This window comes from Secundilactobacillus silagincola (assembly GCF_002583405.1).
GTDB lineage: Bacteria > Bacillota > Bacilli > Lactobacillales > Lactobacillaceae > Secundilactobacillus > Secundilactobacillus silagincola.
Genome location: NZ_BCMJ01000006.1, coordinates 1 through 13,468, shown reverse-complemented (window position 1 = coordinate 13,468; position 13,468 = coordinate 1). Strand labels below are relative to the sequence as shown.

General features: G+C 42.3%; 12 protein-coding genes and 1 other annotated feature. Of the genes, 8 read left to right on the top strand and 4 right to left on the bottom strand.

Annotated elements, in window-relative coordinates; genetic code table 11:
• The first annotated feature begins 329 nt into the window (after positions 1 to 329).
• From CES82_RS08070 to CES82_RS08040, 7 genes are all read left to right on the top strand, one after another.
• Positions 330 to 596: a hypothetical protein gene (locus CES82_RS08070; RefSeq protein WP_098825249.1), complete on the top strand. Its 267-nt coding sequence runs from the start codon at positions 330 to 332 to the stop codon at positions 594 to 596.
• Positions 597 to 598: 2 nt separating this feature from the next.
• Positions 599 to 2,065, top strand: a complete 1,467-nt coding sequence (locus CES82_RS08065) for a glycoside-pentoside-hexuronide (GPH):cation symporter (protein WP_098825247.1) — start codon at positions 599 to 601, stop codon at positions 2,063 to 2,065.
• Positions 2,066 to 2,292: 227 nt separating this feature from the next.
• Positions 2,293 to 2,799 carry an ECF transporter S component gene (locus CES82_RS08060; protein ID WP_098825245.1) on the top strand — a complete coding sequence of 169 codons (507 nt, stop codon included), beginning with the start codon at positions 2,293 to 2,295 and terminating at the stop codon, positions 2,797 to 2,799.
• A 3-nt stretch (positions 2,800 to 2,802) separates the two neighbouring features.
• A complete protein-coding gene (locus tag CES82_RS08055) occupies positions 2,803 to 3,669 on the top strand; it encodes a PfkB family carbohydrate kinase (RefSeq protein ID WP_098825243.1) in 867 nt (288 codons plus the stop codon).
• A gap of 51 nt (positions 3,670 to 3,720) precedes the next feature.
• Positions 3,721 to 4,893 carry a MalY/PatB family protein gene (locus CES82_RS08050; protein WP_098825240.1) on the top strand — a complete coding sequence of 391 codons (1,173 nt, stop codon included), beginning with the start codon at positions 3,721 to 3,723 and terminating at the stop codon, positions 4,891 to 4,893.
• Positions 4,894 to 5,090: 197 nt separating this feature from the next.
• Positions 5,091 to 5,327, top strand: a complete 237-nt coding sequence (locus CES82_RS08045) for a hypothetical protein (RefSeq protein ID WP_098825238.1) — start codon at positions 5,091 to 5,093, stop codon at positions 5,325 to 5,327.
• A gap of 5 nt (positions 5,328 to 5,332) precedes the next feature.
• Complete coding sequence (locus CES82_RS08040; RefSeq protein ID WP_143466299.1) at positions 5,333 to 5,563, top strand: hypothetical protein; 231 nt, start codon at positions 5,333 to 5,335, stop codon at positions 5,561 to 5,563.
• A gap of 64 nt (positions 5,564 to 5,627) precedes the next feature.
• Here CES82_RS08040 and CES82_RS08035 read toward each other — a convergent pair whose 3' ends face one another.
• From CES82_RS08035 to CES82_RS08020, 4 genes are all read right to left on the bottom strand, one after another.
• Positions 5,628 to 6,293, bottom strand: a complete 666-nt coding sequence (locus CES82_RS08035; RefSeq protein ID WP_098825234.1) for a histidine phosphatase family protein — start codon at positions 6,291 to 6,293, stop codon at positions 5,628 to 5,630.
• Between the two features lie 97 nt (positions 6,294 to 6,390).
• A complete protein-coding gene (locus CES82_RS08030) occupies positions 6,391 to 9,459 on the bottom strand; it encodes a YfhO family protein (protein ID WP_180245700.1) in 3,069 nt (1,022 codons plus the stop codon).
• A 102-nt stretch (positions 9,460 to 9,561) separates the two neighbouring features.
• Positions 9,562 to 10,461: a phosphogluconate dehydrogenase (NAD(+)-dependent, decarboxylating) gene (gene gnd / locus CES82_RS08025; protein ID WP_098825230.1), complete on the bottom strand. Its 900-nt coding sequence runs from the start codon at positions 10,459 to 10,461 to the stop codon at positions 9,562 to 9,564.
• A gap of 132 nt (positions 10,462 to 10,593) precedes the next feature.
• Positions 10,594 to 11,352 carry a YdcF family protein gene (locus CES82_RS08020; RefSeq protein WP_143466298.1) on the bottom strand — a complete coding sequence of 253 codons (759 nt, stop codon included), beginning with the start codon at positions 11,350 to 11,352 and terminating at the stop codon, positions 10,594 to 10,596.
• A 128-nt stretch (positions 11,353 to 11,480) separates the two neighbouring features.
• Positions 11,481 to 11,687, top strand: a binding site (T-box leader).
• A 46-nt stretch (positions 11,688 to 11,733) separates the two neighbouring features.
• Here CES82_RS08020 and tyrS point away from each other — a divergent pair.
• Entirely contained in the window at positions 11,734 to 12,990 is a 1,257-nt protein-coding gene (gene tyrS, locus CES82_RS08015) for a tyrosine--tRNA ligase (protein ID WP_098825226.1), read from the top strand.
• The last annotated feature ends 478 nt before the right edge of the window (positions 12,991 to 13,468 follow it).

Below are 13,468 nucleotides of genomic sequence, written 5' to 3'. Positions count from 1 at the left end.
TTTCGTGTTTTCATTGTTTTTCATAGCGTACTTTCAACACCAGCTTAAAATGTTTACGAGTGATAAAACACCAGTATGCTGGTAGTAAACAATTTTTTCCCTTTAATTGACTAAAAATTGGGTAAAATTTTATTGAAATTAAAGTAAGCGTTTACAAAGTTTGCACAATTGTGCTAGAATGTTCCTAGGCTATCGAGGAAGGGTAGCAAAATGAATATTGGAAGCGCTTGCTAAAGCGAATGACGATTGTCGTATTTGAAATTTATCCTGATTATTGATTTTATCGTTTGCTTTAGCGGGTGGCTCCCAAAATACGGGAGGCATGAGTCATGGCAAGTAAGAACAGTGACAAGATTACACTGAATCCTGAATCGTTTGCAGAGGCGGTCCTTGGTGGTAATCCTAAGCGCGATGACGAAGAAGATAAAGTTTATATCAAACGTCAGTTAACGCTTTATCTAGAATCATTGTTGTTGGCACAAGACTTTAATGATCTTGAGGAAACTCGTTTTGACGTTGCTAAGTCAGAACAGCGTAGTAAGATCCTTTCAAAGATCATTGAGCATCGTTACGAAGGTTCAGGAAGTGGCGAATAATCATGAAAGAAAAAACAGAGAGTCATGTTAAACAGTATACATCATACGCATTAGGGGCCTTTGGGCATGATGCGTTCTACGCAACATTAAGTACTTATTTGATGTTGTTCATTACCAGTGAATTATTTAACGGCGCTGCAAAAGGTGTCAAGTCACATATGATTTTGACAATCACCACGATGATGATGATTATTCGGTTAGTTGAAATTGTATTTGACCCAATCATTGGTGGTATTATCGATAACACCGAGACTAAATATGGTAAGTTTAAGCCATGGTTGCTAGTTGGTGCCGGTGTCAGTGCTATTTTCTTAGTTTTGATTTTTACGGATTTTGGTGGCTTAACTAATTCCAATCCAATGCTTTACGTTGTTTTGTTTGGTATCTGTTATGTCATTATGGATATTTTCTACTCGTTTAAAGATATTGCACTTTGGTCAATGCTCCCTGCGTTGAGTGTTGATGAAAAGGTTCGTAATAACTTTGGTACTACTGGTCGTTTAGGATCAACTATTGGTGCCCAAGCGGTTCCAATTATCATTTTCCCTCTGATTGTGTTCTTCTCACACGTGTTCTCAGGAACAAGTGGCCAGACTAAGACTCAAGCTGGGTGGATTGGCTTTGCCGTTGTTATCGCAATATTCTCATTCGGTGGTGCTTTATGCACGGCTTTGGGAACTCATGAAAATACCAGTTTGATTCGTCAAAACACTGAACGTACTGGTGTCATCGGTATTTTCAAAGCGTTAGGTAAGAACGACCAGTTAATGTGGTTGGCAGCTTCATACTTCCTATTTGCTTTAGGTTACGTTGTTACTAACTCATTGTTAGCTTACTACTTCACTTACGTATTGGGTCAGTCAAACAAGTTCACCTTTGCCGGCTGGATCATGGCCATCTTGGGTGTCATCTCAGTTTCTCTCTTCCCAGTGATCGTTGCAAAAGTTCACCGTAAAGCGATTTATGTCGGTGGTATTTGCATGATGTTAGTCGGTTACGTTCTGTTCTTGTTTGCGGGACACAGTTTACTCGGTGTCTTGGTTTCCGTCGCTGTCTTCTTCTTCCCATACCCAATGATCTTCTTGGCCGCGTTGATGACCATTACTGATAGTGTTGAATATGGTCAATGGAAGAACGGTACCCGGAACGAATCCGTTACCCTTTCTATCCGACCATTGATCGATAAGTTGGCTGGTGCGGTTGCTAACGGTGTTGTTGGTATCGCTGCCGTTCACTCTGGTATGACTGGCAATGCTGCTCCAAGCAGTATTAGTGCAGCTCAATTGTCAAACTTTAAGATGTACATGTTCTATGGACCAATGATTTTGGTTGCAGTTGCCGCTATTGTCTACTACACCAAGGTTAAGTTGAGTGAATCTCGACACGAACAAATTGTTAAAGAACTTGAAAGCAAGTTGAAAGCTGAAAAAGCCGAAAAAGATGCTAAAGGTGCAACTGACGCACAATAAGCGTTGACTAAAAAGCCGTAATGATCACTACAGAGATAGTGACGTTACGGCTTTTTTGTGGTGTAAGCTTGAAATAAGTGCCGCTTTCCAATAAAAGGGTACACACGTTCGCTTCTACTTGGTATACTATTCAGGTATTCTAGAGACGCAGGCTTGTATTTTCACGATAAGCGTGTTGTAATATGATAAGTAGATTAAAATTTGTTAAGAGAAGAGAGCGAAGCAGAATGGAAAATAAACGACATATTTCAACCCGAGAAGTGGTTTACTTGGCGATGTTGATCGCAGTTACCGTTGTCATTTCAAGGTTTTTCTTAATTCCTGTTCCAATGACCCATGGGAACATTAATCTTTGTGATGCTGGGATATTTATTGCAGCCATTTTACTAGGCAAAACGCAGGGTGCAGTTGTTGGTGCCTTCAGTGGTTTACTGCTTGATTTAATTTCAGGATACACCCAGTACATGATTTTCTCGTTTATTGTCCACGGCTTAGAAGGCTTTGTTGCTGGCTGGATTGGTGGTAAGAAGACTAAATCTGCCAAGATCGTTGCCATGAGCATTGGTGTTTTAGTCATGGTAGCTGGTTATTGGGCAACTGATAGTTTGCTATATGGTTTCAAAGTCGGTCTGATCGGTGTACCTACCAACTTTATTCAGGGAATTGTTGGCGGTGTTGTGGCTTACGTGGTTTCCGTTCCGCTGGAAAACCGGTTACCCAGACTAATTGGTTAAGACATGGTAAAAACTTTGCATAACCAGCCCTTTTTAGTTGCGGAAGATCTTTCCGCTATTGGAACCATGTCACTGGGTGTTGCCGTGCCAATCTTAGCAGTCTTTGGTGTTCCAGCAGCTATTTTGCCGACGCAGGTGTTGTCTACCCAAACGGAGGGCTTTGGTACACCAGCCAAACAATTTTCAGCAAAATGGCTTAGTCAGACGATAGATCATTGGCAAAATGAAGATATTCAGCTTTCTGGTGGTTTGATCGGCTATGTTGGTCAAGTGGGGCTGCTCAATCGTTTAATTCAGTTAGCAACATCTCAGCAGTTGCATCCATTAATCGTTGATCCCGTTATGGGCGATGATGGTGCTCTTTATCCGGGATTACCGGCGGATTATGTATCGACCATGCGGGAACTGATTGCTGATGCGGATGTGATTACGCCTAATTGGACGGAAGCACATTTATTAGCTGACGTGCCATTAAGTGATCAACAGCCTAGTGAAGCTACTGTGACGGCTTTATTTGCAAAACTATCATCTGTTTGTGGGAAGCGAACACGGGTTGTAGTCACCGGTATTCCAAGCGATGACGCTGTATTAACGGCTTATCAAGACAATCGTGGGCTGCAAATGGTTTCTACAAAATTGCGCGATGGCCATTTTTATGGCAGCGGCGATGTTTTTTCGGCGCTACTTGGTGCTGCACTGATGCGTGATGTAAACTTTGAAACGGCGGTAAAAATTGCGGTAAAAGGGGATGCAATCTGTCTGGATCAGACTTCAGAGGCTGGTTATCAGCGTCGATTTGGGATGCAGATGAGCGAGCTATTGAAGTGGCTGACCCAAGAGGTAATCCCAAGTCTTGATTCGTCCCGATAATTGGTTCAAACTAGGCTTAAACCAATACTCATCGGAGAAGGAGAACTGGACATGATTGATACTAACGTAAATCGGCGCCAAGACAATAACGTGAAGTGGTCAGTTACGAAGGATGACGACCAACTGTTGCCCATGACTGTGGCTGATATGGATATTGCGACACCTCAGTTTATTAGAGAAGCGATGCAACGCGTGTTAGACCAAAAAGTACTGGGCTACACAATGCCTAGTACGGCTTTTTATAACGCTATTATTCACTGGCAAAAGACGTACCACAATGTTAGTCTCAAACGAGATCAGCTGATCATCGTTCCCAGCGTGGCCGTTGGCTTATCGTTCGTTATTCGTCATTTAACCCAGGTCGACGACGGTATTATTGTCATGTCGCCATATTATCCGCCGTATCGGCAGTTAGTGATTGACAATCAACGTCAGTTTATTGAATTTCCGTTGGTTCAACGAGAGGGGCAATACGTCATCGATCTTGATCGCTTGGATCAAGTGATGGCTGAATCCAATGCCAAAGCAATAATTGTTTGCAACCCGCATAACCCTGGTGGCTGTGTCTGGACCACATCCGAATTACAGCGGATTCAAGATATCGCAAACGCGCACAACGTCTTAGTGTTGGCAGATGAGATTCATGATGACGTTGCTTTTTCTGACAATCTGCCGGTTTCGATGATGTCTGATTTGATGGGTGAAGAGGCTTCTGATCAAACGATTTTACTGAAGTCAGCAACTAAGGCGTTTAATTTAGCGGGGATCAAATGTGCCTTCTTGGCGGTTAAGAACCCTAAACTGCTGGCAATATTAAAGCAGGCGGCCGCTGCTGAAGCGATTGAAGAAGTAAATACGTTAGGACTAGTTGCCACTCGAGTCGCTTACGAACAGGGTGCTGACTGGTTAGCGGAAGTGAATGCTTATTTGGAAGCCAACCGTAACTTTGCTTATGAATATTTGCGTGAAGAAGTGCCAATGATTCGGCCAATGTATCCTGAAGGAACTTATCTCATGTGGCTTGATTTCATGGCCTATGGTTTAACGGATGCTGAACTGGATCAGAAATTGCGTGAACTTGGTCACATCTGTCTTAATCCTGGCATTGATTATGGCAAGACGGGCAGTGGCTTTATGCGTCTTAACTTTGCGGTGGATCGTGCCGTTTTAACGGATGCTTTAAAACGCTTGAAGACTTTTGATCAAGCAGTAAGAAAAAAATAATTTTTAACATAAATAAAACATAATAATAAAAGTGCCTGATTTTTTCGGTTTTATAGCCGTAAATCAGGCACTTTTTTATTTGTGTCTTGTTTGTTACTGAATTGTAAACCGATTTCAAGAAATGTTCATCATTTGGTCGTAACTATTTCTTATTGATTTGATAATTTATACACATAAGAAAAAAGGAGGCGGCGTGAATGAGTGAAGCACCGGAAATTGTGGTAGGTCGACTAGTTCGATGTCACCATGCGCAAATGAGTAGACCGTTTATTGCGCGAGTATGCCAGGTATTTGGAAATCGGCTAGTCGTTGAGGTGATGAACTTTCACTTTCATGATCGCCGAATAGTTGAAGAAAATCGATATAAGTTAGTTGTTGAGGCTAACGACGCTAAGACCATGGCAATTGTCCAATGCCAACGAAGGAAAGGATGATCAACATGATTAAAATCAACGATATCGTAACGTGCGAACCTAATGGTAATCTGACGTGTGCCTTTGTAGGCCGAGTAGAACATATTTATGAACGGACGGTGATGGTGACTGTGTTGGATCATCAACCTTGTGACCGGTTTAAAGTAGCTGAATTAATGGGCCGAGTGATTGTTGCTAAAACCAAGGTTAAAACTCAGGCGGAAACGGCTCAGCCACGTAAAGTAGCGAAAATATAAAAAGGATCTGCAAAATCAGTTTTAAAAACTGATCCGCAGATCCTTTTTATGATGCTGAGTTTAACTATTTAGCAACAAAGTTGGTTTTGTTAAAGAAATCCACTTTGATATCATCGTCTGTAATGGTTAATTTTGAAATACTGCCATTAATGGTAGGTACGCCCACATCGAGTTCTGGCGCGTAACGGTCAATGATTGAACGAATCGTCATACCGTGAGAGACCACCAGAACTTGATCACCATCGTTGGTGTTATCACGCAGTTTATTAAAACCGCGATCCAGCCGTTTCCAAAACATGTCGTTACTTTCTGCTTCACCATAGAGGTCGGCTTTATGAATAAGGTCCCGGGCCTTTTCCAAACCGTATTTACCTAACACGGCTGATTCGGAAGTTAACTGCACCTGTTCGCCAACGAACTGCCACATCTGATTGGCATCGTTGCCCTCGAAGTAACCGTGGCACTGCTCGCGAAATTCAGGATATTGATAACTGATGATATTGATGTTTTCAGGATTAGCCTTCAAGATGTAAGAAGCCGTTTCAATTGCGCGGCCTGAATCACTGCTGTACGCGGCGTTGAAATTAATCGCCTTCAGCTGCTGTCCAGCACGTTTTGCATCAGCAATTCCCTTATCAGTTAACGGGGAATCGATCCAGCCCTGAATCTTATTATAGTGGTTCAGCATTGTTTGACCGTGCCGAACGAAGTATGCAGTAAAAGTTTTCACAGTTAAGCCCTCCTAGGATGAAAAGCGAATTTAATTCACATTCATTATAGCAAGTTACCAATTAATTTCCAAAGTACAACTGTTTTAGTCACTTCGCCTAGTTATTTTTAGTTGGTTTATGAGAGGCTAGGGACCAGACACCGGCCATGAGTGCCAACAGCACACCAACGATGGAACTCCAGATGCCAACTTTGAGACCAGGTGTACGATAAGTCAGTTTAATGTGGTGGGTACCACTGGGAAGTGTAGCGCCAATAAAGCCAGCGTTAACGAGTTGTGTTTGTTGCGGTTTACCGTCCACACTTAATTGCCAACCCTTGCTGTAGGGAATACTGGTAGTTAGGATACGTTTACGATTGCCAACGGAAGTCCCTTTAACCTGATTATTGGTGACTCGTTGATGAACTAAACCAGTTTTCTGTAGTTTGGTAGTTTGCTGACGGTATTTAGCGCCGTACGGGACAGCGATCACTTTGACGTGTTTAAAATGAATCTTTTCTGCGGTAGTAAACGATAAATTGATCGTTTTTCGGAGCTTCGTGGAATAGCCCAGGTTGATCAGCAAGTGGTCCTTAGGTTCATAATCAGAAAGGTTATTGATACCAAATTGGTTATAGACGGTTTGACCGCGACTGGTTTTGATGTTCATAGTATAAGCGTTAAATAGCGGATGATTGATGATCGAGCGCCAATTATTTTTTTGCTGCCCCTTTGGCAACGGTGTGCCAGCAAATTGTGATCGCGTGGCATAATAGTTTAATCGTTTTGCGGTATCCGGGAAACTGGTTGAAATACCCGAGAGGTCTAAATAGAGCTCAGTACCCTGAACTTGCTTGGGATGTTTTAATTTCAACGCATAAGTTTGCTGCTGACCAAGCGCATCACTGGTCATTTCATGCAGTCCATTTTGGTTAGCCTGTGTATTATTGTCAATTATCGTTTGGTTTTGAGCTAACAAGTTGTTGACCTTGGTTGAAGGCTTATCCAAACCGGTAGTTGCGGCGTAATTAGCGGCATCCTCTGGTGATAGGGGCTGCTTACCAATAGCGGCTGACTGAGAATGCTTAGTATTATGTTGCAGGCGATAGTTAATTAAATCAGGTATTTTTAGAATTGGCTCACTAGTTAATTGAACATTGTATCCTACATGTTTAGTGGCCGTTTTAGGTTGAGACGTTGGTACGCCAGCAATTTTCTTGTTAACGCTAACACCTTCCAGCAAAGCTTCTTGACGTTGGAGAGCAGTGAGCTTTTTAAAAACGTTTGGCGTAATTTGTGAATCTTGCATGTAGACCAACGGTAACGCATAGCGGTTTTTTAAAATTGTAGTCCCCGTACCGTTACCTACCGAGTAAACCGGGTGATCTTCGATAACAGCTGGTTTGCCACCCTTCGTTTTTAGCGGTTTAAAGCCATAAGGAACGGCTTTTTGATTTAGCGTGTCGTCTTCGCGAGCAAACAAGTATTTGACGTTGAGTAAGGACAGCATTGCACCGCGTGTATCAGCTTCACTAGTAGGGTTATTCATGCTATTTTGGACATTCGCCAGTTGCTGATTAAAGTGATTGACGTCCCCGTTTTGAACCGAATAGTACGAACTGATGGTATGCGTATTTAACAGCATGGGAAGATTATTACCCACGGTTGTCATCGTGTAGTAGTCGTTGGTGGTGGATGTTCGGTAGAAACTTTTATCATGTTTGCTCAGATACTGATCAGCACCGTCAAAGTACCACTTAGACCACTGACTAGCTGTGTTAGCAGGAAGTTCATTTTCGGGTGACCCACTGTAATTATCATCGTAAAAGCTTAGACCAGTGGTAATGGCATTGAGCATAACTAGGCCTAATAAGCCAACTTTTAACGGTCGGTAAAACTGGGGCCTTAGTAGCAGTAAGCTAAAGAGCCAGATGAACAGCATAAAGATCAAGTAGGTCAGCAATTGAATCTGACGGAATTTGAATAGGTAGCCGTTGGCAATCCAAATGATGATGATCAGACCAGCAATAACACCCGTCAGCCAGATGAAGTCCCGTGTCGTATAGTGAGTTAAATGATCAACCAGCGTGGCAGCTGTTAAAGCAAAGACCAGTTGCGCCATCATCAGCCAACGGTTGGAAGGGGTACTCATGACGTTCAGCGTAGCCGCTACAGCTGGGAACAGCAGACCAATGGCAATTAAAATCAGGGTCAGGTTGAGTGCCAAGTAGCGTTTAAAACGACGTAATGTCCAAACCATGGCAATTAGTGAAAGACCGCTGGTTGCAATCAATGCCCAATAATAGATATTACCGTTAGACGTTAGCAGATTGTCGGGCAGTGTGCGGTAATAAACCTCTGGATACCAACGCAGATTATTCGCAAAAATCGATCCACCCATCCGTGAACTATTCATCATAGAAATAACGTTCGGCAATAGGATGACGGCTGATACGAGTAAAGCGATAATCATGGCCAGCATCAAGCGTAGCAGTAGCTGCCATAATTTGGGTAACAGCACTTTTTTTTGCTTCAAGTCAAAGTATCTAATGATCAAGAAAATTAGTGCACCAAATACCATGAGATAAGCGAAATAAACGTTGCAGATTAAAATAACGGCGGTAATGATACTCAGCCACCACCAAGATTTTCCCTGTAGTACCCGATCAATGCTCAGGCAAAGCAGAGGAAAGAAAATCATTGGCAGCAAAAAGAACGGATGGTGGTAACTAACGTAAAAGGCAAACCCGTTAAAGGTGTAAATAAGGGCACCAAAAATTTGGCCAGCGGGTTTGAAATGAAAGTGTTTTGCCAGTGCGATGAACGATAGACCAACAACGTATAGTCGAAGAATTGTCAATAACGTATAGCCAAATTCAATTTGATGGACTGGAAATAGTGCGATTAAGTAACTAAAGGGATCACCAACGAGGTAGTAGGCAAAAGTTGTCATTTGATCCGCACCCAGGCCCAGATTCCAAGACCAGCTAAAGAGTGATTGATGGCCGGTACCATGAAGGATGCGATAGAATTCTTTTAAAATGGGGTAATGCTGGGCGATACCGTCCAAATTCCAGATTGTCGAGTGGCCAGTAGCACGCAGGGTGCCAAAAGTAACGGCTGTAATAATCATAAATGCTAGCGAGTAAGCCAACCACACTTGCATTTGGTAGGTTTTACGTTTCAAGATGAATTCTCCCTGTTTATCGTGATAATTCATTATCGCATATGTTGTGACAAATAAAAAAGGCCACGCGGATGCGCAGCCTTTCTAGTTAGTGATTTAAAATTAGTTCTTGTCCATTGCGTGGCCACCGAATTCGTTACGAAGGGCAGCAACGACTTTACCGTTAAAGGTATCGTCTTGTAGTGAACGGAAACGAGTCATAACAGCGTCAGCAATAACGGGAGTTGGAACACCATGAGCCATGGCGTCTTCAACAGTCCATTGGCCTTCACCGTTAGAGTGCATACGACCCTTGATAGCATCAAGCTTAGGATCTTTGCTGAAGGCGTCTTGGATCAATTCCATGAGCCAGCTACGGATAACTGAACCGTGGTTCCAAACCTTAGCAACGGCTTCGTAATCGTAATCAAAGTCTGAAGCGTCAAGAACTTCAAAACCTTCACCCATAGCAGCCATCATACCGTATTCGATACCGTTGTGGACCATCTTCAAGTAGTGACCTGAACCGGCTTTACCAGTGTAAAGGTAACCATCTGGTAACGAAATGTCATCAAATAATGGACGAATAACTTCGAAAGTAGCGGCATCGTCGCCACCGATCATGAAGTTACCACCGTTAAGGGCACCACGCCAACCGCCTGAAGAACCGCAGTCAAAGTAGTGAATCCCTTTTTCGCCAAGAAGACGGTTGTGACGGAGTGAGTCTTTCCAGAAAGTGTTACCACCATCAATTAGGATGTCGCCTTCGTTTAAAGCTTCAGCTAAAGAGTCAATCGTAGCATCAGTTGGCTTGCCAGCAGGCACCATTACCCAAACGATCTTTGGTGATGGTAATTGGCTGACCATGTCTTCCAAACTAGTTGCTTTGGCAGCACCATAAGTAGCTGCTTCGTCAACTAAGTCAGAGTTCAAGTCGAAACCGACTACTTCATTATCGTTACGAATCATGTTTTGGGCTAAGTTAATACCCATCTTACCTAATCCAATTAAACCTAATTTCATTAGAAAAACTCCTCATTTCTTTTTTCAGGGAATTTACAACAGAATCAGTATATAAGATTATCTCAACTTTCGCAAGAGCAAATGTAAAAAAATTACAGTTTTATTTTCAGAAATGAAAATGCTCTAAACGGTCTAATGACTAATAGATTGGGCTAGAAAGGTCAGTTCAATCCAAAAAATGACTAAAGGCCATTTTAATTGTAGCAATAGTGCTGCAATTTCTCGCAACATAGCGGGAATCAATGCTTCAGTGGTAGTCCAAGAGCCTGCTAGACTGACTGGTAGATGTTGCTGCAAAGCCAACAATTTACTGCGTACTAAGTGATAATCGCTGGTAACGATTAAAATAGTTGGTTTTCGTGATGCTTGCCAGTCGTTTTCGATTACCTGCTTGGAGAATTTGATGTTAGTCGCAGTTGAAGTAGCAGCCTGTTCTAGCAGTAGTTGGTGTGGTTGAATTTGTTGTCGAACTAAATAACCAGCCATCGCAGCGGCTTCACTTTGTGGTTCGTCGCTGCCTTGTCCGCCAGTTAACACGAGTTTGGGTGGGACGGATTGGTCGGTGTAAATTGCAATTGCAGTTTGCAAGCGCCTAGTTAAGGTTTTAGAGGGCCCACTGGAAGTCACTTTGGCACCCAACACAACTAAATAATCAGGCTTTGTGGATTGATGAGATTGCCGTTTGTACCAGTTGGTCAGCCACAAGTAGAGTGTGGCAACCGTGTACCAAGTAACGAACCCCATACTGATAGCGTTAGAAATGAGGTGAGCAGGCCAGATAGTGATTGGTAGGATGATCAGTAGGCTGATTGCAATTAGTAAAGCGAGTAAGGGAATCCAGACAAGCCGTTGGTTGGTTTGCCCTTTAACTAGTGGTGCTATGGCAACCAAATTCAGCAGAGTTACTATGATTAGGACAATGAGCAGGGTAACCACCTCCTACGTTTCTTCTATTATAGTATAGTTTAAAGTTCATTTTGACCGCAGCTTGACTTTTACCGGTAGTATTTGTAGTATTAGTGACAGCTAAGAAGCACCGAAGTAGGTGATGGGCAACGGTATAGAAACTTGACGGCTGCTGTGAGTCAAGCGTCCCGGATGACCGAATTACAGTGTGGAGCGGTCTAGTGAGTAGCTAGCGGGTCATTCCGATATTGATGTCGAGCGACGTTGTCATAATACAACGTAACTTGGGTGGTAACGCGGAATTAAATTTCGTCCCTATTAGTCATTGACTAGTGGGGACTTTTTATATTTTAAGGAGGTTTCTTTGTGACAATTTTAGATGAGCTTAAATGGCGTGGTGCTATCAATCAGCAAACCGATGAAGAGGGACTGACCGACCTTGTTAAAAATAAGTCTGTCGGATTGTATGTAGGGATTGACCCTACTGGTGACTCAATGCACGTTGGACATTTGATTCCCTTTATGATCTTGAAGCGGTTTCAGTTAGCCGGACACCGGCCTTACATTGTGATTGGCGGTGGTACTGGTTCTATTGGAGACCCAAGCGGGAAAAAGTCTGAGCGAGTTTTGCAGTCAATGGAACAAGTTCACCATAATGAAGCGGCAATTACTGCTCAAATGGAACACTTATTTGGTCAAGATGGCAGCTTTAACATTGTGAATAATTACGACTGGTTATCAAAAATGTCGCTGCTTGATTTTCTTCGTGATTACGGCAAACTGTTTAACGTTAACAACATGCTGGCTAAGGAAGTCGTTGCGTCTAGGCTGGAAGTTGGTATTTCATTTACTGAATTTACCTACCAAATTTTACAATCAGTCGATTTTCTTCATTTATACCAAGCCGAAGATGTACAACTGCAGGTTGGTGGTGCCGACCAGTGGGGCAATATTACGGCTGGGATTGATTTGATTCATAAAATTGAGGGTGCGGATGCGAAGGCCTATGGGTTAACCATTCCACTAATGCTGAAAGCAGACGGCACCAAGTTTGGTAAAACTGCTGGTGGTGCTGTTTGGCTTGATCCAGAAAAGACAAGTCCGTATGAGTTCTATCAATTCTGGTTAAACCAAGATGATCGTGATGTTGTTAAATATCTGAAATACTTTACTTTCCTAAGTCAAGATGAGATCGCCGATTTAGAAAAGAAGGTTGAAACACAACCAGAAAAGCGTGAGGCTCAGCGTCGTTTGGCTGAAGAAGTGACGGCTTTCGTTCATGGTAAGGAAGCAGTGACTGAGGCAGAAAATATTTCTAAAGCACTTTTCTCGGGCGATGTTGCTGATTTATCTGCCAACGAAATTGAACAGGGCTTTAAGAACATGCCTTCCGTTGAAGTTTCTAAAGAGAAGCGTAATATTGTGGAATGGTTAGTAGATGTGACGTCGATTGAACCATCTCGGCGTCAGGCACGTGAGGACGTTAATAATGGTGCAATTCGGATTAACGGTGAAAAAGTAACGGACGTTAATGCTGAAATTGATCCAAGCACCCACTTTGATGGTAAGTTTGTCATCGTTCGCCGTGGTAAGAAACGTTATTTCTTAGCAAGAGTTAAATAGTTAATAGGTAGTTAAAGGCCGGTTCATTAAAAATGAATCGGTTTTTGTGTTTTCATATGTAGAATTTGGGGTCTTATAAGTTAATCAATAACGGTTTAAAGGCACTGGCAAAGTTTTTACGTATTTATTTGAAAAAGTAATTGACCAACTGGGTAATACTTGGTATGATGTTATTTGTTGTCGCGAGAGATTTGAAACATATATACCGATTGAATATTTCAAAAGTTATGTGTTGACATTTCAAAACGATGATGGTATTCTTAATAAGTTGCCTCAGCGAAAGACGTTTCCATGAGAAATGTTGATATGAAAGTTTTTATTGACTTTCTCAAATCGATGAGATACAATATAGAAGCTGATTCGTAAAAGAATTTGCTTGGTAGACCTTTGAAAACTGAACAAAGTTTTGTTTCACAAATGTGCAGGGTATATCAATTTCGGTTGATATCAAATGTAATTTGCGAAGTCAATTTCGCTA